Origin of the sequence: Streptomyces atratus (assembly GCF_900119365.1) — a bacterium.
Classification (GTDB): domain Bacteria; phylum Actinomycetota; class Actinomycetes; order Streptomycetales; family Streptomycetaceae; genus Streptomyces; species Streptomyces atratus_B.
Genome location: NZ_FPJO01000001.1, coordinates 101162 through 120855, shown reverse-complemented (window position 1 = coordinate 120855; position 19694 = coordinate 101162). Strand labels below are relative to the sequence as shown.

At 70.4% G+C, this 19694-nt stretch carries 20 protein-coding genes; 15 read left to right on the top strand and 5 right to left on the bottom strand.

Features of this window, described 5'->3' with window-relative positions; translation table 11 throughout:
• Positions 1-31 precede the first annotated feature (31 nt).
• The 9 genes from BT364_RS00605 to BT364_RS00565 all read left to right on the top strand — a co-directional run bounded on the left by BT364_RS00605 (position 32) and on the right by BT364_RS00565 (position 8169).
• Positions 32-772 (top strand): helix-turn-helix transcriptional regulator, encoded by a 741-nt coding sequence (locus BT364_RS00605; RefSeq protein ID WP_072483056.1) that lies wholly within the window; start codon positions 32-34, stop codon positions 770-772.
• Entirely contained in the window at positions 769-2190 is a 1422-nt protein-coding gene (gene sufB, locus BT364_RS00600; protein WP_072483055.1) for a Fe-S cluster assembly protein SufB, read from the top strand. The genes BT364_RS00605 and sufB overlap by 4 nt, the downstream gene beginning before the upstream one ends.
• Before the next feature lie 60 nt (positions 2191-2250).
• Positions 2251-3468 carry a Fe-S cluster assembly protein SufD gene (gene sufD / locus BT364_RS00595; RefSeq protein WP_072483054.1) on the top strand — a complete coding sequence of 406 codons (1218 nt, stop codon included), beginning with the start codon at positions 2251-2253 and terminating at the stop codon, positions 3466-3468.
• Positions 3468-3785: a bifunctional 3-phenylpropionate/cinnamic acid dioxygenase ferredoxin subunit gene (locus BT364_RS00590; RefSeq protein ID WP_072483053.1), complete on the top strand. Its 318-nt coding sequence runs from the start codon at positions 3468-3470 to the stop codon at positions 3783-3785. The genes sufD and BT364_RS00590 overlap by 1 nt, the downstream gene beginning before the upstream one ends.
• A gap of 7 nt (positions 3786-3792) precedes the next feature.
• Complete coding sequence (gene sufC / locus BT364_RS00585; protein WP_072483052.1) at positions 3793-4557, top strand: Fe-S cluster assembly ATPase SufC; 765 nt, start codon at positions 3793-3795, stop codon at positions 4555-4557.
• Complete coding sequence (locus BT364_RS00580) at positions 4554-5810, top strand: cysteine desulfurase (RefSeq protein ID WP_072483051.1); 1257 nt, start codon at positions 4554-4556, stop codon at positions 5808-5810. Before sufC ends, BT364_RS00580 begins: the two co-directional genes overlap by 4 nt.
• Positions 5811-5836: 26 nt before the next feature.
• Positions 5837-6292, top strand: a complete 456-nt coding sequence (sufU, locus tag BT364_RS00575) for a Fe-S cluster assembly sulfur transfer protein SufU (RefSeq protein WP_072483050.1) — start codon at positions 5837-5839, stop codon at positions 6290-6292.
• Positions 6289-6627, top strand: coding sequence for a metal-sulfur cluster assembly factor (locus tag BT364_RS00570; protein WP_030974666.1), 339 nt, complete (start codon positions 6289-6291; stop codon positions 6625-6627). The genes sufU and BT364_RS00570 overlap by 4 nt, the downstream gene beginning before the upstream one ends.
• Before the next feature lie 147 nt (positions 6628-6774).
• On the top strand, positions 6775-8169 hold the full coding sequence (locus BT364_RS00565; RefSeq protein WP_072483656.1) for a DUF3616 domain-containing protein: 1395 nt from the start codon (positions 6775-6777) through the stop codon (positions 8167-8169).
• A gap of 120 nt (positions 8170-8289) precedes the next feature.
• Here the strand turns inward: BT364_RS00565 and BT364_RS00560 are convergent, their stop codons facing one another.
• Positions 8290-9246 carry a DUF7847 domain-containing protein gene (locus tag BT364_RS00560; RefSeq protein ID WP_256259541.1) on the bottom strand — a complete coding sequence of 319 codons (957 nt, stop codon included), beginning with the start codon at positions 9244-9246 and terminating at the stop codon, positions 8290-8292.
• 265 nt (positions 9247-9511) lie between these two features.
• Here BT364_RS00560 and BT364_RS00555 point away from each other — a divergent pair, with 265 nt between their 5' ends.
• A complete protein-coding gene (locus BT364_RS00555) occupies positions 9512-9832 on the top strand; it encodes a DMT family transporter (RefSeq protein ID WP_072483654.1) in 321 nt (106 codons plus the stop codon).
• The gene (locus BT364_RS00550; RefSeq protein WP_072483049.1) at positions 9832-10368 is read left to right on the top strand and encodes a TetR/AcrR family transcriptional regulator; all 537 of its coding nucleotides are present in this window, start codon (positions 9832-9834) and stop codon (positions 10366-10368) included. The genes BT364_RS00555 and BT364_RS00550 overlap by 1 nt, the downstream gene beginning before the upstream one ends.
• Positions 10369-10410: 42 nt before the next feature.
• Here BT364_RS00550 and BT364_RS00545 read toward each other — a convergent pair whose 3' ends face one another.
• Entirely contained in the window at positions 10411-11298 is an 888-nt protein-coding gene (locus BT364_RS00545) for a winged helix-turn-helix transcriptional regulator (protein ID WP_072483048.1), read from the bottom strand.
• A gap of 413 nt (positions 11299-11711) precedes the next feature.
• Between BT364_RS00545 and dapD the strand changes: the two genes are divergently transcribed.
• Both dapD and BT364_RS00535 read left to right on the top strand, forming a co-directional pair.
• Positions 11712-12701: a 2,3,4,5-tetrahydropyridine-2,6-dicarboxylate N-succinyltransferase gene (gene dapD / locus BT364_RS00540; protein WP_072483653.1), complete on the top strand. Its 990-nt coding sequence runs from the start codon at positions 11712-11714 to the stop codon at positions 12699-12701.
• 202 nt (positions 12702-12903) lie between these two features.
• Entirely contained in the window at positions 12904-13539 is a 636-nt protein-coding gene (locus tag BT364_RS00535) for a DUF4232 domain-containing protein (RefSeq protein WP_079179301.1), read from the top strand.
• A gap of 21 nt (positions 13540-13560) precedes the next feature.
• Here the strand turns inward: BT364_RS00535 and BT364_RS00530 are convergent, their stop codons facing one another.
• Together BT364_RS00530 and BT364_RS00525 are read right to left on the bottom strand one after the other, a co-directional pair.
• Positions 13561-14004, bottom strand: a complete 444-nt coding sequence (locus tag BT364_RS00530) for a GNAT family N-acetyltransferase (RefSeq protein ID WP_072483046.1) — start codon at positions 14002-14004, stop codon at positions 13561-13563.
• Between the two features lie 31 nt (positions 14005-14035).
• Positions 14036-15169: a lipid II:glycine glycyltransferase FemX gene (locus BT364_RS00525; protein ID WP_072483045.1), complete on the bottom strand. Its 1134-nt coding sequence runs from the start codon at positions 15167-15169 to the stop codon at positions 14036-14038.
• A 136-nt stretch (positions 15170-15305) separates the two neighbouring features.
• On the opposite strand from BT364_RS00525, the gene BT364_RS00520 reads away from it, so the two are divergent.
• Positions 15306-16019, top strand: coding sequence for an antibiotic biosynthesis monooxygenase (locus BT364_RS00520; RefSeq protein WP_072483044.1), 714 nt, complete (start codon positions 15306-15308; stop codon positions 16017-16019).
• An 8-nt stretch (positions 16020-16027) separates the two neighbouring features.
• Here BT364_RS00520 and BT364_RS00515 read toward each other — a convergent pair whose 3' ends face one another.
• Positions 16028-17884, bottom strand: a complete 1857-nt coding sequence (locus BT364_RS00515; RefSeq protein ID WP_072483043.1) for an endonuclease/exonuclease/phosphatase family protein — start codon at positions 17882-17884, stop codon at positions 16028-16030.
• A gap of 239 nt (positions 17885-18123) precedes the next feature.
• Between BT364_RS00515 and BT364_RS00510 the strand changes: the two genes are divergently transcribed.
• The gene (locus tag BT364_RS00510) at positions 18124-19587 is read left to right on the top strand and encodes a hypothetical protein (protein ID WP_072483042.1); all 1464 of its coding nucleotides are present in this window, start codon (positions 18124-18126) and stop codon (positions 19585-19587) included.
• Positions 19588-19694 lie beyond the last annotated feature (107 nt).

Below are 19694 nucleotides of genomic sequence, written 5' to 3'. Positions count from 1 at the left end.
AGGGCCGGATGAATTACGCAACAATGGCGTTGTGAAATACGTTGGCGAGGCTCCGCAGGAGGAACTCGCGACCGGTGAGCGTTCGACGCGCAACCGGGTCGCGCGCTCCATCCTGGACCACGGCCCGTCCACCGTCGCCGAGCTGGCGAAGCGCCTCGGTCTCACCCAGGCCGCGGTCCGCCGCCATCTCGACGCCCTCGTCTCGGACAGCGTCGTCGAGGCCCGTGAGCAGCGGGTCTACGGGGCGCGGACCCGCGGCCGCCCGGCCAAGGTGTTCGCCCTCACCGACTGCGGCCGGGACGCCTTCGACCAGTCCTACGACAAACTCGCGGCGGACGCCCTGCGCTGGATCTCCGAGACCGCGGGCGAGGAGGCGGTCACCGCTTTCGCCCGCGCCAGGATCGTGGCCCAGTCCGAGGCGTACCGCACGGCGGTCGAGGCCGCGGACCCCGAGGCCCGTACCGAAGCGCTGGCCAAGGCCTTGTCCGCCGACGGGTACGCTGCTACGGCGCGTAGCGCGCCCGGTCCGCAGCAGGGCGAGCAGCTGTGCCAGCACCACTGCCCGGTCGCCCATGTCGCCGAGCAGTATCCGCAGCTGTGCGAGGCGGAGACGGAGTTCTTCTCCAGCCTCCTCGGGACGCATGTGCAGCGTCTGGCCACCATCGCCCACGGCGACGGCGTGTGCACGACGTACATTCCGCGCAGCGGCCACTCAGCACCACAGACCACCCATTCAGCATCTGCAAGCACGGCCGGGAGGAACCCCGCATGACGCTCCCCACGGAGACTGTCCACCCTGAGCTCGAGGGTCTGGGCACGTACGAATTCGGCTGGGCCGACTCCGACGCGGCAGGCGCCGCAGCCAAGCGCGGGCTCTCCGAGGCGGTCGTCCGCGACATCTCGGCGAAGAAGAACGAGCCCGAGTGGATGCTGAAGCTGCGCCTCAAGGGCCTGAAGCTGTTCGACAAGAAGCCCATGCCGAACTGGGGCTCCGACCTGTCGGGCATCGACTTCGACAACATCAAGTACTTCGTGCGGTCCACGGAGAAGCAGGCGGAGTCCTGGGAGGACCTGCCCGAGGACATCAAGAACACCTACGACAAGCTCGGCATCCCGGAGGCGGAGAAGCAGCGCCTGGTCGCCGGTGTCGCCGCGCAGTACGAGTCCGAGGTCGTCTACCACCAGATCCGTGAGGACCTGGAGGAGCAGGGCGTCATCTTCCTCGACACCGACACCGCGCTGAAGGAGCACCCGGAGCTCTTCAAGGAGTACTTCGGCACTGTCATCCCGGTCGGTGACAACAAGTTCGCCTCGCTGAACTCGGCCGTGTGGTCCGGCGGCTCGTTCATCTACGTGCCCAAGGGTGTCCACGTCGACATCCCGCTGCAGGCCTACTTCCGTATCAACACGGAGAACATGGGCCAGTTCGAGCGGACGCTGATCATCGTCGACGAGGACGCCTACGTCCACTACGTCGAGGGCTGCACCGCCCCGATCTACTCCTCCGACTCGCTGCACTCCGCGGTCGTCGAGATCATCGTGAAGAAGGGCGGCCGCTGCCGCTACACGACGATCCAGAACTGGTCGAACAACGTCTACAACCTGGTCACCAAGCGCGCCGTGGCCTACGAGGGCGCGACCATGGAGTGGGTCGACGGCAACATCGGCTCCAAGGTCACCATGAAGTACCCCGCCGTCTACCTGATGGGCGAGCACGCCAAGGGCGAGACCCTGTCCATCGCCTTCGCGGGCGAGGGCCAGCACCAGGACGCCGGCGCCAAGATGGTCCACATGGCGCCGAACACCTCCTCCAACATCGTCTCCAAGTCGGTGGCGCGGGGCGGCGGCCGTACCTCCTACCGCGGTCTGATCGAGATCGGCGAGGGCGCGCCGGGCGCGAAGTCCAACGTGCTCTGTGACGCGCTGCTGGTCGACACGATCTCGCGCTCCGACACCTACCCCTACGTCGACGTCCGCGAGGACGACGTGTCGATGGGTCACGAGGCGACCGTCTCCAAGGTCTCCGAGGACCAGCTCTTCTACCTGATGAGCCGTGGTCTGACGGAGTTCGAGGCGATGGCGATGATCGTGCGCGGCTTCGTCGAGCCGATCGCGAAGGAGCTGCCGATGGAGTACGCCCTCGAGCTCAACCGGCTGATCGAGCTGCAGATGGAGGGTTCGGTCGGCTAGCGCAGCCTGACCGACCGGATTCCCCGACCACTGACAGAGAAAGTGAGCACTACGACAGCCATGGCTGAGGCTCAGAACTCCCCCACTCTCGGCTCCGCTCGAGCGGGGGGACCCCTTCCGGCGGGTTCCACCACCACCGGGTCCATCGCGGTGGCCGCCGAGTCGACCGTCGCCACGCGCATGAGCGCGCCCCCGTCGTTCGACGTCGCGGACTTCCCGGTCCCGCACGGCCGCGAGGAGGAGTGGCGGTTCACCCCGCTGGAGCGGCTGCGCGGGCTGCATGACGGCACGGCCGTCGCCACCGGCGGGGCCGTGAAGGTCGCGATCGAGGCCCCCGAGGGCGTCACGGTCGAGACCGTCGGCCGCGACGACTCCCGGCTGGGCAGGGCCGGCACCCCGGTGGACCGCGTCGCCGCCCAGGCGTACACGTCCTTCGAGCAGGCGTCCGTCGTCACGGTCGCCAAGGAGGCCGTGCTCACCGAGCCGATCCGCATCGCGGTGCACGGCGAGGGCGGCGTGGCCTACGGCCACCAGGTCGTCGAGCTGGGTGCCTTCGCCGAGGCCGTCGTCGTCATCGACCACACCGGTGACGCGGTGCTCGCCGCCAACGTCGAATACGTCCTCGGTGACGGCGCGAAGCTCACCGTCGTCTCCGTGCAGGACTGGGACGAGAACGCGGTCCACGTCGGCCAGCACAACGCGCTGGTCGGCCGGGACGCCTCGTTCAAGTCGATCGTCGTCACCTTCGGCGGCGACCTCGTCCGACTCCACCCGCGCGTCGCCTACGCGGGCACCGGCGGCGAGGCCGAGCTCTTCGGTCTGTACTTCACCGACAAGGGCCAGCACCAGGAGCACCGCCTCCTGGTCGACCACAACACCCCGCACTGCAAGTCCAACGCCGCCTACAAGGGCGCGCTCCAGGGCGACGGCGCACACGCCGTGTGGATCGGTGACGTCCTCATCCGGGCCAGGGCCGAGGGCACCGACACCTACGAGATGAACCGCAACCTCGTCCTCACGGACGGCGCGCGGGTCGACTCCGTGCCGAACCTGGAGATCGAGACCGGCGAGATCGTCGGCGCCGGCCACGCCTCCGCGACCGGCCGGTTCGACGACGAGCAGCTCTTCTACCTGATGTCCCGTGGCATCGACGCCGAGGAGGCCCGCAGGCTCGTCGTGCGCGGCTTCTTCGCCGAGCTCGTCCAGCAGATCGGTCTGCCGGACGTCGAGGCGCGGCTGCTGGAGAAGATCGAGGCCGAGCTGAAGGCATCCGTCTGATGGCCTTCGTCAAAGCCTGCGCGCTGAGTGAGCTGGAGGACGACACTCCGAAGCGGGTGGAGCTCGACGGCGTCCCGGTGTCCGTCGTCCGTACCGAGGGCGAGGTGTACGCGATCAACGACATCTGCTCGCACGCGAACGTCTCACTGTCCGAGGGAGAGGTCGAGGACTGCATGATCGAGTGCTGGCTGCACGGCTCCAGCTTCGACCTGCGCACCGGCAAGCCGTCCGGCCTTCCCGCGACGCGCCCCGTCCCCGTATACCCCGTCAAGATCGAAGGGGACGATGTGCTCGTCTCCGTCACCCAGGAGTCCTGAGTCACCCATGGCAACGCTTGAAATCCGCGACCTGCACGTCTCCGTCGAGGCCGACAACGCCACGAAGGAGATCCTCAAGGGCGTCGACCTGACCGTGAAGCAGGGCGAGACCCACGCCATCATGGGCCCCAACGGGTCCGGCAAGTCCACCCTCGCGTACTCCCTCGCGGGTCACCCCAAGTACACGATCACCAGCGGTTCGGTGACCCTGGACGGCGAGGACGTCCTGGAGATGACCGTCGACGAGCGGGCCCGCGCCGGCCTGTTCCTCGCGATGCAGTACCCGGTCGAGATCCCCGGTGTCTCGGTCTCCAACTTCCTCCGCACCTCCGCCACCGCCGTCCGCGGCGAGGCGCCCAAGCTGCGCACCTGGGTGAAGGAGGTCAAGGAGACGATGGGCCGGCTCCAGATGGACCCGGCGTTCGCCGAGCGCAACGTCAACGAGGGCTTCTCCGGCGGTGAGAAGAAGCGCCACGAGATCCTTCAGCTGGAGCTCCTCAGGCCGAAGGTCGCGATCCTCGACGAGACCGACTCCGGTCTGGACGTCGACGCCCTGCGCATCGTCTCCGAGGGCGTCAACCGGGTCCGCGAGACCGGCGAGGTCGGCACCCTGCTGATCACGCACTACACGCGGATCCTCCGCTACATCAAGCCCGACTTCGTGCACGTCTTCGCCAACGGCCGCATTGCCGAGTCCGGCGGCGCCGAGCTCGCCGACAAGCTGGAGAACGAGGGCTACGAGGCATATGTGAAGGGTGGCGCTTCCGCGTGACACAGCTGCCGGGCCTCCTCGACACCGAGGCGATCCGCAAGGACTTCCCCCTGCTGGATCGGACGGTCCACGACGGGAAGAAGATCGTTTACCTGGACAGCGCTGCGACCTCGCAGAAGCCGCGCCAGGTGCTCGACGCCCTCAACGAGTACTACGAGCGGCACAACGCCAATGTGCACCGTGGTGTGTACACGATCGCGGAGGAGGCCACGGCGCTGTACGAAGGCGCCCGTGACAAGGTCGCCGCGTTCATCAACGCACCCAGCCGCGACGAGGTGATCTTCACCAAGAACGCCTCCGAGTCGCTCAACCTCGTGGCCAACATGCTCGGCTGGGCCGACGAGCCCTACCGGGTGGACCACGAAACCGAGATCGTCACCACGGAGATGGAGCACCACTCCAACATCGTGCCGTGGCAGCTGCTCTCGCAGCGCACGGGCGCGAAGCTGAAGTGGTTCGGCATCACCGACGACGGCCGCCTCGACCTGTCCAACATCGAGGAGATCATCACGGAGAAGACGAAGATCGTCTCCTTCACCCTGGTCTCCAACATCATGGGCACGATCAACCCGGTCGAGAAGATCATCCGCCGGGCCCAGCAGGTCGGCGCGCTGGTCTGCATCGACGCCTCGCAGGCCGCCCCGCACATGGTGCTCGACGTGCAGGCGCTGCAGGCCGACTTCGTGGCCTTCACCGGTCACAAGATGGTCGGCCCGACCGGCATCGGCGTGCTCTGGGGACGGCAGGAGCTCCTGGAGGACCTTCCGCCGTTCCTCGGTGGCGGCGAGATGATCGAGACCGTGTCGATGCACTCGTCGACGTACGCCCCCGCGCCGCACAAGTTCGAGGCCGGTACGCCCCCGATCGCCCAGGCCGTCGGCCTCGGTGCGGCCGTGGACTACCTCTCGGCGATCGGTATGGAGAAGATCTACCGGCACGAGCACGCGATCACCGAGTACGCGGTGAAGCGGCTCCTGGAGGTCCCGGACCTCAGGATCATCGGTCCGGCGACGGCCGAGGACCGCGGCGCCACGATCTCCTTCACGCTCGGCGACATCCACCCGCACGACGTGGGCCAGGTGCTCGACGAGCAGGGCATCGCGGTCCGGGTCGGACACCACTGCGCACGGCCGGTCTGCCTGCGGTACGGAATTCCTGCGACGACGCGAGCGTCGTTCTATCTGTACTCCACGCCCGCCGAGGTCGACGCCCTGGTGGACGGACTGGAACACGTACGGAACTTTTTCGGTTAATTGGCAGAGCGGCTGAGGGTTGACTGGTGAAGCTTGATTCCATGTACCAGGAAGTGATCCTGGACCACTACAAGCACCCCCACGGGCGCGGCCTGCGGGACGGCGACGCCGAGGTGCACCACGTCAACCCGACGTGCGGCGACGAGATCACTCTCCGGGTGAAGTACGACGGCGAGACCATCGCCGACGTGTCGTACGAGGGTCAGGGCTGCTCCATCAGCCAGGCCAGCGCCTCCGTGCTGAACGACCTCCTGGTCGGCAAGGAGCTGGGCCAGGCGCAGAAGATCCAGGAGACCTTCCTGGAGCTGATGCAGTCGAAGGGCCAGCTGGAGCCCGACGACGCGATGGAGGAGGTGCTGGAGGACGCGGTCGCGTTCGCCGGCGTCTCGAAGTACCCGGCCCGGGTGAAGTGCGCGCTGCTGAGCTGGATGGCGTGGAAGGACGCGACGGCGAAAGCGCTGTCCGAAGGGAAGACGGCATGAGCGACAACGAGACCCTGACCACCAAGCCGGCCTCCGAGGAGGAGGTCCGCGAGGCGCTGTACGACGTGGTCGACCCCGAGCTGGGCATCGACGTCGTCAACCTGGGCCTGATCTACGGCATCCACATCGACGACGCCAATATCGCCACCCTCGACATGACGCTGACGTCCGCGGCCTGCCCGCTGACCGATGTCATCGAGGACCAGGCGAAGTCGGCGACCGACGGCATCGTCAGCGAGCTGCGGATCAACTGGGTCTGGATGCCGCCGTGGGGCCCGGACAAGATCACGGACGACGGGCGCGAGCAGCTGCGCGCCCTGGGCTTCAACGTCTGAGCCCGCCACTGACGACGAACGGCTCCCGGCTCCGCGCCGGGGGCCGTTTTTCGTCGTTGTTTCGCCCGCCGTACTCATGATGTGTGTCCCTCGTTGGCACGGGTAGCGGAACCTACCCGCGACACCCACGTCGACGAGAGGCATGCCGTGCTGCATCAGTCTTCGCTCCCCGACCGAAGGACGGCCGCCGCCGCGGGCGGTGTTCTCCTGCTGGCCGCCCTGGGAATCAACGCCCCCGCGCACGCCGCGAGTTACGGAACGCCGACGATCGGGCTCTCGGTCTCCTACCTCTCCGGCGCCGTCGGCGCGAGCGGTGACCCCGTGGTGACCGTCACCGTCGCGCAGAGCGGGGCCGATGCGGCCGAGCTCGGCGTGGCGGCGTCCGCCAGCTCCAAGCCGTCCGTCGCCAAGGCCGGCGATGTGACCGTGACGGGGACCGGCGGCACCCGGAAGCTCACGGTCGCCGCGCACGGGCGCGGTTACACCGACCTCACGGTCAAGGTCACCGGACTCGGCGGCAAGACCGCAACCAAGACGCTGCACTACGCCGCCTCCGCCGCCGTTCAGAACGCCGCAGACACCCGTTATCTCACCGGTTCCTCGGATGCCTCGGCCGCCGTCGACGTCGGTGGCGGGTACGTGGTCGTGGCCGACGACGAGTCCAACACGCTGCGCCTGTACGACCGTTCCACGTCCGGTGGGCCGGTGAGGAGCTGGGACGTCGGCTCGGAGCTCGGGGTGTCGAAGGAGGTCGACATCGAGGGCGCGGCCCGGGCCGGCGACACCATCTACTGGACCGGTTCGCTCGGCAACAACAAGGACGGCGAGTACAAGTCCCCCCGCAATACCGTCTTCACCACGACGGTGACCGGGTCGGGCGCCGCCACGCAGCTGACGGTGGGCGGCTCGTACAAGAAGCTCCGGGACGACCTCGTCGCCTGGGACAAGGCGAACGGCAACCGGCTCGGCTTCGCCGCGGGGACGGCGGACGGTGAAGCGCCCAAGCAGATCGACGGGTTCAACATCGAGGGCCTGGAGTTCGCGCCCGGCTCGAAGACCACCGCGTACCTCGGTTTCCGGGCACCTCTGGTGCCGCCGAAGTCGGGGGGCAAGGCCCTGATCGTGCCCGTCACCAACTTCGACAAGGTGGCCGGCAGCGGGGCGAAGGCGGTCATGGGCGCGCCGATCGAGCTGGACCTCGGCGGCCTCAGCATCCGGGACCTCCGGAAGAACGCCGCCGACCAGTATCTGATCGTGGCCGGTTCCTGGGCGGCCGACGACAACTCCGACCCGTACGCCCTCTACACCTGGGACGGCGTCGCCTCGCACGCACCGGTCAAGCGGGCCGATCTGCCGACGGCGGACCCGGGCGGCTGGGAGGCCGTCGTGGACGTTCCGGATCTGACGGTTCCGGGCGCCCGGGCGCAGCTGATCACGGATGCCGGATCGGCCGATCTGTACGGGGACGGCACCGAGGCGAAGGACCTCGACCACGCCGAATGGAAGAAGTCCCGGGCCACCTGGTTCACCGTCGGCGGCTGACGGAACGGACGGCCTCGCGAGGTACCGCCTCGCGAATCGAGGACGCGAACGGCCATGTCCGCCGGGCAGACCGGCGGGCATGGCCGTTTCCCTGAGCGGACCGGGCCTTCGCGGACGCGCTCAGGGGCCGTACCGCGGGCCGTACTGCGGGGGTACGGCCGCCGCCTCGGCGAGGGCCGGTCCCAGGTTCTCCGTGCGCATGCGCCGGTCGACGTAGAGCAGTCCGGTCACCAGCTGCGGGAATGTCGCCGAGATGAACTGGCCGATCAGCTGACCCAGCGCCAGGATCACCAGATAGCCGCTCATGGCGAAGGCGATCGAGGCGGGATTCGGGTCCTCGTCCAGGGTCGATCCGCCGATGACCCCGGAGAACATGCCGAGGAACGAGAACGGGATCTGGATGACGTAGTTCGCCGCGGCGGCGAGCGCGAAGGCCAGCAGGGTGATGCCGAGGACCCGCCACCAGTCGCCGCGCACCAGCTGCGAGGAGCGGCGCAGGGCGGCCACCGGGGACTGTCCCTCGAACACCGCGGCCGAGGGCGCCAGACAGAACTTCACCCAGAGCCAGACCGCCAGCGGGGCGGTGGCCAGCGCGCCCAGGAAGCCGAGCGCGGTCCACAGCGCGATATCGCCCCCGTGCGCCATGGTGATGGCGCCGATCACGAACGCGAAGAAGCCGACCACCATCAGCGCCATCGGGATCACCGCGATCAGGGAGGTCAGCACCACCGTCCCGACCACCGCCGGTACGCGGGCCCAGGCCCGGCGCCAGACGAAGGAGAAGGTGGCCGGCCTGCCCAGCACCGCCTCCTGCAGGATCGTGGGGACGGTCGCGTACATCATGGCCGTGGAGACCGAGAAGACGATCAGGCCGAGCAGCCAGACGACACCGAGGGCGACCACGATCGGCACCACGTCGGAGGACGGAGGGTCCTCGTCGGCGCTGAGCGCGATGAGCCGGTGCAGAGGATCGCTGACCGCGGAGTACCCGATCAGGACCGCGGCGCCCATGATCGCCAGCGCCCCGCCGTACACGGCCGCGCCGATGCCGAACAACTGCTTCCAATAGCGTCCCATCGTGCTGAAGGCGCCGCTGAATATGTCCCCGAGCCTCAGGGGCACCAGCGGTATCACTCCCGGCTTCGGCGGTGGCGTCCAGCCGCCCCATCCCGGCGGTCCCGGGGGCCCTCCGTACGGTGCCCCGCCGCCCCACCCTGCGTCCTGCGCCACTGCTGCTCCGTCATGTGTCGTTGTCCGGTGTGCTGGTCGGGACACCGTAGCGTCCCGGTTGGCCCAAAGTGCTCGTACTGTCGTACGGACGGCGATGCGTACACTCGTACACATGGGATACGGAATGCTGGCCGCGGCGATCGCGGCGGAGGTGGCCGGCACGACGGCCATGAAGTACAGCGAGGGCTTCACCCGGCTCTGGCCCTCGCTGATCACCGTCGCGGGGTACCTCGTGGCCTTCGGGCTGCTCGCCCAGACGCTGAAGACGCTGTCGGTGGGCACCGCCTATGCCATCTGGGCCGGGATCGGCACCGCGGCGGTCGCCGCCATCGGCATCCTCTTCATGGGCGAGTCCGGCAGCCCGGTCAAGCTGGCGGGCATAGCGCTGGTCATCGCCGGAGTGGTGGTGCTGAATCTGGGCGGGGCCCACTGATGGTGCGCCGCTACGACCCCGAGCGGCGCGACCGCATCATCGACGCCGCGATCAGGGTGGTCGGTGCCAAGGGCATCGCGGGGCTGAGCCACCGCTCCGTCGCGGCCGAGGCCGATGTGCCGCTCGGCTCGACGACGTATCACTTCGCCTCGCTGGACGAGCTGTTGATCGCCGCGCTGCGCCGGTCGAACGAGAACTTCGCCGTGGTCATGCGGGAGAGCGAGGCGCTGGCCGACCCGGATGCCGGCCTCGCCGAGGAACTGGCCGGGCTGCTGGGGGCGTACTTCTCCGGCGGGCGCGGACGGGCCGAGCTGGAGTACGAGCTGTATCTCGCCGCGCTGCGCAGGCCCGCGCTGCGCCCCGTCGCCGCCGAGTGGACCGACGGCACCGCCGAACTGCTGTCCCGGCGGACCGATCCGGCCACGGCGCGGGCGCTGATCGCGCTCATGGACGGGATCTGTCTGCAGGTGCTGCTCACCGGCGGCGAGTACGACGAGGCGTACGCGCGCGAGATGCTGGGGCGGATCGCCCGGTGACGGCCGCGTCCCCGGGGTGACCGACCCTTCCCCGGGCGTCCCTCATTCCCCGGACGGGCCCCCGCTCCGTACCGCCGCCAGCGCCGCTCGGACGCTCTCCTCGATGTCCGTGATCGGATACAGCGCCTCGCGGACCGTCCGGTCGCGGTCCACCACCAGCGTCAGCCGCTTCATCCGGCTGGTGCCCCCCGCGCGGAAGGTCGGCAGGCGCAGCGCCGCCGTCAGTTCCAGCTCGGCGTCGGACAGCAGCGGGAACCGCAGCCGCTCCGCGTCCGCGAAGGCCCGTTGCTCGTCCGGGCGCTGGGTGGAGACTCCGTGCACGGTCGCGCCGGCCGTCGTGAACTCGGCCAACTGGTCGCGGTACGTGCAGGATTCGAGCGTGCAGCCGCTCGCGCCGGGGATCTCGGCCCAGCCGGGCGGATAGGCGTCCCGGCGGGCGTAGGCGCCGGGGAAGAAGTACAGGACGGTGTACGGGGTGTCGGCGACCGGGTCGCGCGACCCGCCGTCGTGGTCCAGCAGTCGCAGCGCGGGCAGGCGCGTGCCCACCAGAGCGTGCACCCGGGCCGCCTCCTTCGAGGCCTCCGCGGCCGTCGCCATCATTTCCCCTTCCCCCAGCACCCAGGTGTCGCCCCAGTCCTGGAGCGCGATCAGTACAGGCAGCAGTGCGCGGCCGCGCCGGGTGAGCCGGTACTCGTACCGGGGCGGCCGGTCCTGGTACGGCTCCCGGGAGAGCACCCCCGCGTCGACCAGCAGCCGCAGCCGCTCGGTCAGCACCTTGCGGGACACGCCCAGCTCCTCCTGGAGCGCGTCGAAGCGGTGCACCCCGCGCGCCGTGTCCCGCACGATCAGCAGGGTCCACCAGTCGCCCACGACATCGAGTGCCTGGGCGATCGCGCAGTCGGCGTCGGCCAGGCTGGTGCGCTGGGGCATGGGCTCCTCCGTCGGTCTCCCGCATCCGCCTCTTACCGGATCGACCAGCAGGAAAGCATGATGTCATAGTCCGTTCCCAAAGGAAACTCACTAGGGAGGTGCTGGGGACGAGCTTCTTCGGGGCCGTGCGGGACGTACCGCGCGCGGTGCGGCTGCCGGCCTTCGGCTCCTTTCTCAACGGAGTCGTCAGCTTCACCTTCGTCCATCTGACCGGCCCGCGCGGGCTGAGCGTCCCGCAGGCCGGGGTCGTCGCGGGCATCGGCGGTGCCGACGCGCGAGGAGGGTGCCGTAGCGGTGTCCGAACGACAGGCGCAGCCCGGCTGACCTGGCAGGTCCGGGCTCCCGGGCCGGACCGCGACCATCCGGCGAGACCGGTTGGCCCCGGTGGTGCCTCGCCGGTTAGGTTTCGTGTCATGACCGACACGACTCCTGCTCGCACCACCGGCGCCGTCGCCGCCGGCCTCGCCACCATCGCCGGCGACGGTTCCGTTCTCGACACCTGGTTCCCCGCCCCCGAGCTCACCGCCGAGCCCGGCCCGGCCGGAACCGAACGGCTCGCCCCCGACCAGGCCGTCAGCCTCCTCGGTGAGGGCGCCGCCAAGGCCGTCGGCGTTGACGCCCGCCGCGGTGTCGAGGTCGTCGCCGTACGTACGGTCATCGCCTCGCTCGACGAGAAGCCGCTCGACGCCCACGACGCGTACCTGCGCCTTCACCTCCTCTCGCACCGCCTCGTCCAGCCGCACGGCCAGAACCTGGACGGACTCTTCGGCCTCCTCGCCAACGTCGCCTGGACCTCGCTCGGCCCGGTCGCCGTCGACGACGTGGAGAAGGTGCGGCTGAACGCCCGCGCCGAGGGCCTGCACCTCCAGGTCACCTCGGTCGACAAGTTCCCCCGGATGACGGACTACGTCGCGCCGAAGGGCGTCCGGATCGCCGACGCCGACCGGGTCAGGCTCGGCGCGCACCTCGCCGCCGGCACGACCGTCATGCACGAGGGCTTCGTCAACTTCAACGCGGGCACCCTCGGCACGTCGATGGTCGAGGGCCGCATCTCCGCGGGCGTCGTCGTCGGCAACGGCTCCGACATCGGCGGCGGCGCCTCCACCATGGGCACCCTTTCGGGCGGTGGCAAGGAGCGCATCGTCATCGGCGAGCGCTGCCTGATCGGCGCCGAGGCCGGTGTCGGGATCGCGCTCGGCGACGAGTGCGTCGTCGAGGCCGGCCTCTACGTCACGGCCGGTACCCGCATCACGCTCCCGGACGGCCAGATCGTCAAGGCCCGTGAGCTCTCCGGCGCCTCGAACATCCTCTTCCGTCGCAACTCGGTCTCCGGCGCCGTCGAGGCCCGCCCGAACAACGCGGTCTGGGACGGCCTCAACGACGTCCTGCACAGCCACAACTGACCTGTGGCGGCGAGCAGTTCCTCGTAAGCCCTCCGCAGCCCGTCGGCCGCCCCGCGCCCGGCGGGCTGCGTCTTGACCGGGGCCGGGTCCCCGCACTCTGGCATGATCGAACGCCTATGCGGCAGGCTGAGACCGGGGTGGGTGCGTGAGCGTGCGAGGACCGGCATGGGCGGGGACCGGGAGACGAAGGCCGGTGGCGGCCGTGCTGCTGGCCGGGGGGCTGGGGCTCTCGCTCACCGGATGCGCCGGGTTCCTCGTACCGGCGGGCGAGGGCGAGCCGGAGCCGACGCCGAGCGTGTCACGGCTGCCCGGCGGGGTGCACGCCGACAAGCTGCCGACCCCGTTCCCCAGTGTCTCCGCCGGGCTTTCCGGCCGGCCGCCGGGCACGCGGGGGCCGGGCCCCACGCCCACCGTCCGCGCCGGCTGCCCGTCCTCCGGCGTCGTCGTCGACATGGGCGAGGTGGAGGCGGCGCTCGGCCACCGGGCCGTCGGGCTCACCCTCACCAACTGCGGCAGCAAGCCGTACCGGGTCCACGGCTACCCGTCCGTCCGCGCCCTGGACGAGGCCGGCGACCGGCTGCCCGTCCCGGTGAACCCGGGCTCCTCCTACATGGGCACCGACCGCGGGCCGCAGGAGGTCATGTTGGAGCCGGGCAAGACGATGCGATCGCTCCTGGCCTGGGTCTCCACCCCCACCGGCGGCGACCTCATCGAGGGCGACGCCCTGGAGATCGCACCGGCGCCCGGCCTGGAGGCGCGCACCTTCCCGCTCAAGGGCAGCGACGTACGGCTGCTCGACGAGCTCGACATGACCGCGTGGCGGACCGACCCCGCGTAGCGGCACCACGGCCGCGCGGGGTCAGAGGGCGAGCTTGAAGCCTTCGTGGCTGCGGGCGAAGCCCAGCGACTCGTAGAACCGGTGGGCGTCCGCACGCCGCTTGCCGCTGGTCAGCTGCATCAGCCCGCACCCCCGCAGCCGGGCCCGGTCCCCGGCCTGCTTCATCAGCTCCCGCCCCAGCCCGCCGCCCCGCCGGTCGGCCCTGACCCGCACCGCCTCGATCAGCGCCCGCTCCTCGCCGTGCCTGCCGAGCCCCGGTATGTACGTCGCCTGCGCGCAGCCCAGCACCGTGTCGCCGTCCACCAGCACCAGCATCTCGTTGCGCGGGTCGCTCTCGATGGCGGCGAAGGCCCTCTCGTACGCGTCGTCGACCACGACCGAGGCCGGATCGGCGACCCGCTTCTCGTCGGCGAGCAGGGCGAGGACGGCCGGCAGGTCGGCCCGGGTGGCGGTGCGAAGGATCATGCTCCGGAGTCTGCCACGGGCGCCGCGCCGCTCAGCGACGGGCCATGTAGAGGGTGAAGGCCTTGTGGAGCACCTTGTTGATCGGGTAGTCCCACTCGCCGATGTACTCCGCGGCCCGGCCGCCCGTGCCGACCTTGAAGCGCAGCAGGCCCACCAGATGGTTGCTCTCGTCGAGGGTGTCGGTGATGCCGCGCAGGTCGTAGACGGCCGCGCCCAGTTCGTGCGCGTCGCTCATCATGCGCCACTGGATCGCGTTGCTGGGCTGCACCTCGCGCTTGCGGCCGGTCGAGGCGCCGTAGGAGTACCAGACGTGGTTCCCCACCGTCAGCATCGTCGCCGCGGAGAGGGTCTCCCCGTCGTGCTGGGCGAGATAGAGCCGCATCCGGTCGGGGTCCTCGGCCCGCAGCACGGTCCACATGCGCTGGAAGTAGCCGAGCGGACGGGGGATGAAGCGGTCGCGCGCGGCCGTCTCGCGGTACAGGTCGTAGAAGGCCGGGAGGTCCTCGTAGTCGCCCTCGACGACCTTGACGCCCGCCTTCTCGGCCTTCTTGATGTTGCGCCGCCACTGCTGGTTCAGGCCGCCCCGGATCTCCTCCAGCGACAGCCCGGCGAACGGCACCTGGAAGACGTACCGGGGCTGCCCCGCGCTGAAACCGTCCTCGCTCTCCTCCTCGCCCCGCCGCCAGCCCAGAGCGCGCAGCTGCGCCACGACCTCGGCGGCCCGCGGCTCCTGCGAATCCGGCGGCACGTCGCGCAGCCGCCCGGCGGCCGGGTCGGCGATGGCGTCCTTGACGGTCCGGGCGTCCCAGCGCCGGGCGACCACCGGCGGGCCCATCCGCACCGAGAAAGCGCCCTGTGCCTTCAGATGCGCCAGCATCGGATCCAGCCACTGCCTCAGCCCCGTGCCGTGCCAGTCGACGACCGGGCCCTCCGGCAGATAGGCCAGATAGCGCTTCACCCGGGGGATCGGCCGGTACAGGACGAGCCCGGCTCCGACGATCCGTTCCCGTCCCGCGCCGTCCCGGTCGAACCAGCCGATGCTCTCCGCACGCCAGTCGGGCTTCACATCGCCCCACGACGGAACCTGCATATGGCTCATGGCGGGACGGCTCGCGACGAACGCCAGATGCTCCTCGCGGCTGATCGTCCTGAGATGCGGTGCCATGCGCTACTCCGTTCGTTGTGCTCTCGCGGCGCCCGACGGTGCCGAAAGGGTGTGCTGTTGACCTCAAGCGCACTTGACGTATCAGGGTGGTCGGCAACGGCACACCGCCCCGGTGCCCCGGTCAGGAGGACCCGTCATGAGCGTGCGATTCGATTCCCGTCCCGATCTTGCCCGTAACGACGCCGGACTCGTCAAGGCGAGCACCTGGGATGTCGGTACCCCGGAGCGCCAACGGCGGACGGTCGAGGCCATTCGTGAGGCGTGGGACAGCCGGGACTGGCCGCATCCGGGACTCCTTTCGTACACCGTCCATGCCGGTGAGGACGGGAAGACCCTGTTTCACTACAGCCAGTGGAGTGGTGAGCAGGCGTACCAGGACTTCTTCCGGCACGGCAGGGACGAGCGCAACACGGACATCGACGCGGCCGTGCCCGGCATCCGGCGGCTCGGACTGCACACCCTTGAGCTCTACCGTTCCACGCCGCCCCGGGAGGGCGACGGACGGGAGCCGGGCTGTGTCGTGATCGTCGATGTCGAGTTCGAGGGCCCGGACAAGGCGCGGCAACGGGACTGGGTGGACACCGTGTTCGAGGCACTGGGGACCGATCCGGCGCCCGCCCCGGGCGGCATCTCCGGCCACTTCCACGTGAGCACCGACGGGACCCGGGTGCTCAACTACGCCGAATGGGAGAGCGCCGGGGCCCACATCGACGCACTGGCCGCGCCCGGTGCCGGGATCGGGTCGAGTACGCCGCAGTGGGAGCGGGTGCGGTCGTATCCGGGGGTGACCGGCGGCGGGGTGCACCGGTACGCGCCCGCTCTCGGCATCCGGCCGGGGGCGGGCGCGTAGGGCCGCCGTTACGGGCGGAAGCGGAGCACCTGCGGGTCGTGGTCGCTGTTCTGGTCGGCGAACTCGGCGTTGATGTGCACGCTGTCGTAGTGGTAGTCGTCGATCGACGGGCTGGTCAGGATCTGGTCGAGGACCTGGCTGTTGCCCTGGTAGACGTAGCTGTAACGCTCCGAGCGCGGCAGGGACTTGATCGCCGGGTAGAGCACGCCCCCGGCCGTCAGGGCCCTGGCCGTGCCGGAGAACTCGAAGTCGTTGATGTCGCCGACGACCAGCACGTCCGCGTTCTTCTGGACGCCCAGCAGCTTCTTGACGAAGGTGTTGACCGCCTCGGCCTGCGCGTGCCGCTGGACCTCGGAGGAACGGGTCGGCGGCTGGTGCTCCGAGAAGATGGACTCGTCACCGCCCTTGGACGCGAAGTGGTTGGCGACGACGAAGACCGTACGGCCGCGGAAGCCGAACTCCCCGACGAGCGGCTTGCGGCTGTTCTCCCACGCCGCGTTCGCCGGGTCGATCCGGCCGGGGGAGAGGGTCAGGGCGGCGCGGCCCCGCTCCCGTACGACATCCGTCGCCGTCGTCGCGTCGCCGCCGGCCCGGTCGGTGAACGAGACCCGCTCCGGGTTGAAGAGGAACACCTGGCGGATGTTGCCGCCGGGCTCGCCGCCGTCCTTCTTGTCCTGCGGGTCGATGGAGCGCCACTCGTACGCCGGGCCGCCCGCCGCCAGGATCGCGTCGGTGAACTTCTTCACCGTCAGATCGGCGGCGACCGTGCCGTCGCTCTTCGCGCCGTTGTTGTCCTGGATCTCCTCCAGCGCCACGATGTCGGGCGAGGCGAGGTTGTCGACGATCGCGGCGGCGAGCGCGTCGAACTTCTCCTGCGGGTCGGCCGGGTCGAGGTTCTCGACGTTGTACGTCGCCACGGCCAGCTCCCCGCCGCGCTGCTTGCGGGTGGTCTCCCGCCGCAGGCCCTTCGCGGCGACCGTGCCCATGGTGCGGGCGGTCAGCGTGTAGCCGCCGTACTGGTTGAAGTCGAGCGGGCCCTCGGTCGTACCGGTCAGCACATCGCCCACGTCGGCCTTGGGGAAGGGCTGCTGGGCCAGCGGCACCAGCGACTGGATCTGCAGCCGTCCGGTGTTCTGCGCGTCGTACGAGCCGTAGACGGTGCCGCCGCGGCGGGCGTCGTTCTCGCGCGGCTTCACCGTCACCCACAGCTCGGCGTGCGCGTCGGTGGCGCCGACCACCCGCGAGGTGCCGACGCCGATGTTCATCCCTTCGACCGACTCGTAGTAGTCGAGGGCGTAGCGGGACGGTCGCAGCGGCAGCGCGTTGATGGAGCCGCCCGCCGCGCGGTCGCCCTGCGGGGTGTACCGGGACGGGACGGAGCGCTCCGTGACCCGCACCGGCTCGGGCAGGGCGTTGCCGGAGGACACCACGGCGACGGTGGGCTTGCTGATCTGGGTGAGCGACTGGTTGCCGGAGCCGAGGCCGCCCGGGACGTACTCGGTGACCGTGCCGGAGACGGTGACCGCGTCACCGACCGCGACGGTGGGCACGGAGCCGGTGTAGACGAAGATGCCCTCGCTGGTGGCGGGGTCGGCATCCGGGTTCGGGTCCTGGAACCAGAAGCCCTTCGAGCCGTACGTCCGTACTCCGGTGACGATGCCCGCCACCTCCGCGACCTGTCGGCCGACGAGCGGGGATATCCGGGTGGAGCCCTGGATGTCGTGGATCCGGACCTGGCCGTCCACGGCCTGGCCGGGGGCGGTGGAGGCGGACGCGGAGGTGGTGGCGCCGGTGAGCAGGCCGGCGGCGAGCGCGGCGGTGACTACGGCGGAGACGGCGGTCGTTCTGGACGATGCGGCAGGCATCACGGGCTCCGGGGGTATCGGGGGTCAGAGTGGAGGTCTACGCGCGTCAATCTCTTGTGTGCGCAAGGCCGTTGTCAAGGTCTTCCGGGTGGACTGCTGCTGTCCGTCGCATGAACCGGGCGGCATGGGGCGAAATGCGTCTACGCTTGGCACGCCCGATCCGCACGCCCGGTGCGCCTGGTCCGTACGTCCGGCGCGCCCGATCCGTACGTCCGGTACGCCCCGAGGAGAACCACCTGATGTCCGCAGAGCCCCCCACCCTGCCGCCCGCACGGCTGCGCACCGAGGCCGAGCTGGCACGGGACGCGCTCGCCGCGCCGCTGCTCGCCCGCGCCGTCCGGCTCGCCCGCTGGGCGGGCCCCGGGACCCGGGTCGGTGCCGGCGGCGAGCTCGTCGACGCGCAACTGCCCGCGGCGGCCGAGCACCTGGGCCTGGCGGCCGACGAGGACGGCGCGGCGGAGGCGAGCGAGGCGTGGCGGCTCGCGGTCGACGCGGGGCTCGTCGACGTCGAGGACCCCGACGAGGCCGCCGGGCCGGACGCGGAGGGGACCGCTACCGCCGGTGAGAACCTGGCGCTGGTCACCGGCGGGTCACCGAAGGACGTCCTGTCGATCTGGCTCGACGGCCTGGAGGCCGTCCACGCAGACGCCACCGCGCCGGTCTTCGACGACCTCGCCGATCTCGTCGGTGAGGACGGCTCGATCGACTTCGAGTCCCTGGACTGGGACCCGGAGGCCGAGGCGGAATTCCTCGACGGGGTCCTCGGCAATCTGTACCTGCTCACCGTCGGCGACGGCCACGGCGGCACGGACCCCGCCCCCGTGCCGCTGCCCGCCCTCGCCGCGTCGGTGATCGTCCCCGACGACATGGGCGAGCCCACCGACGACATCCTTGAGCAGGTGTCCGAGGCGATGATGCGCCTCGACGACCAGTTCCGGGTCCTCGAACCCATCGGGATCGTCGAATACCGCCCGGTGGACGAGGCGTTGCTGGTCGAGGAGGGCGAGGACGCCGCCCCGCCGGCCGACGACGAGGACATCACCCGGTACGGAATGGTGAAGCTCACCCCGCTCGGCCTGTACGGGCTGCGGACCCGGATGCTGGAGGCCGGGGTGGACGCCCCGGCCATCGGCGACCTCGCGGACAAGGGCGCCGACGCACTGCTCGGCGGCGTCGCGTACTACCCCGAGGCGGCGGCCCGCAGCGAGGTCGAGCTGTGGCTGGCCCGGCGCGGCGGCGCGGACGGTGCGGCGGCCGAACTCCTGGCCGCGGCACGCGGAACGGACCGGCAGGCCCCGCTGCGCAGGCTCCACTGCCAGCAGGCCCTCGCCCTGGTCGGCGCGGAGGCGGAGCCCGCGGTGCGCGGGGTGCTGGACGACCCCGAGCTGGGCGGCCTGGCCCGGGTCTGGCTCGCGGAGCTGGGCGCGGCCGGTGTGCCCGCGCCGCCGGAGTCGATGATCTTCTGGCTCGCCGTCGACACGATCGCGGCCCAGCTGGAGGCCGACGGCGATCTGGACGAACTCCAGGGCCTGGTCGAGGGGCTGGCGGGCCAGCACAGCGGCTTCTTCGACGAGGTCTGGCGGGTGGAGCACCCGGCGACCGCGGACGTGCTCGAAGCGATGGGGCGGCTGCACAGCGACAAGAAGAAGGCCAAGGAGGCCCGCAAGGCGGCCTTCAAGGCCCGGTCGCGCAAGAGGACCTGACTCCTCGTCAGGGGTGAAGCGGGCGGTGCGAGCGGGGTGGCCCACGGCGAACGGCGAGTTCAGGGCATGCGTTCCGGCCAAGTGCACAGGAAGGATGCCCCCTGGCG

Coding starts and splice junctions, on each gene's coding strand:
- sufB (WP_072483055.1), top strand. CDS start 769: ATGACGCTCCCCACGGAGACTGTCCACCCTGAGCTCGAGGGTCTGGGC.
- sufD (WP_072483054.1), top strand. CDS start 2,251: ATGGCTGAGGCTCAGAACTCCCCCACTCTCGGCTCCGCTCGAGCGGGG.
- BT364_RS00590 (WP_072483053.1), top strand. CDS start 3,468: ATGGCCTTCGTCAAAGCCTGCGCGCTGAGTGAGCTGGAGGACGACACT.
- sufC (WP_072483052.1), top strand. CDS start 3,793: ATGGCAACGCTTGAAATCCGCGACCTGCACGTCTCCGTCGAGGCCGAC.
- BT364_RS00570 (WP_030974666.1), top strand. CDS start 6,289: ATGAGCGACAACGAGACCCTGACCACCAAGCCGGCCTCCGAGGAGGAG.
- BT364_RS00560 (WP_256259541.1), bottom strand. CDS start 9,246: ATGGGACGCTATTGGAAGCAGTTGTTCGGCATCGGCGCGGCCGTGTAC.
- BT364_RS00555 (WP_072483654.1), top strand. CDS start 9,512: ATGGGATACGGAATGCTGGCCGCGGCGATCGCGGCGGAGGTGGCCGGC.
- BT364_RS00550 (WP_072483049.1), top strand. CDS start 9,832: ATGGTGCGCCGCTACGACCCCGAGCGGCGCGACCGCATCATCGACGCC.
- BT364_RS00545 (WP_072483048.1), bottom strand. CDS start 11,298: ATGCCCCAGCGCACCAGCCTGGCCGACGCCGACTGCGCGATCGCCCAG.
- dapD (WP_072483653.1), top strand. CDS start 11,712: ATGACCGACACGACTCCTGCTCGCACCACCGGCGCCGTCGCCGCCGGC.
- BT364_RS00530 (WP_072483046.1), bottom strand. CDS start 14,004: ATGATCCTTCGCACCGCCACCCGGGCCGACCTGCCGGCCGTCCTCGCC.
- BT364_RS00525 (WP_072483045.1), bottom strand. CDS start 15,169: ATGGCACCGCATCTCAGGACGATCAGCCGCGAGGAGCATCTGGCGTTC.
- BT364_RS00520 (WP_072483044.1), top strand. CDS start 15,306: ATGAGCGTGCGATTCGATTCCCGTCCCGATCTTGCCCGTAACGACGCC.
- BT364_RS00515 (WP_072483043.1), bottom strand. CDS start 17,884: ATGCCTGCCGCATCGTCCAGAACGACCGCCGTCTCCGCCGTAGTCACC.
- BT364_RS00510 (WP_072483042.1), top strand. CDS start 18,124: ATGTCCGCAGAGCCCCCCACCCTGCCGCCCGCACGGCTGCGCACCGAG.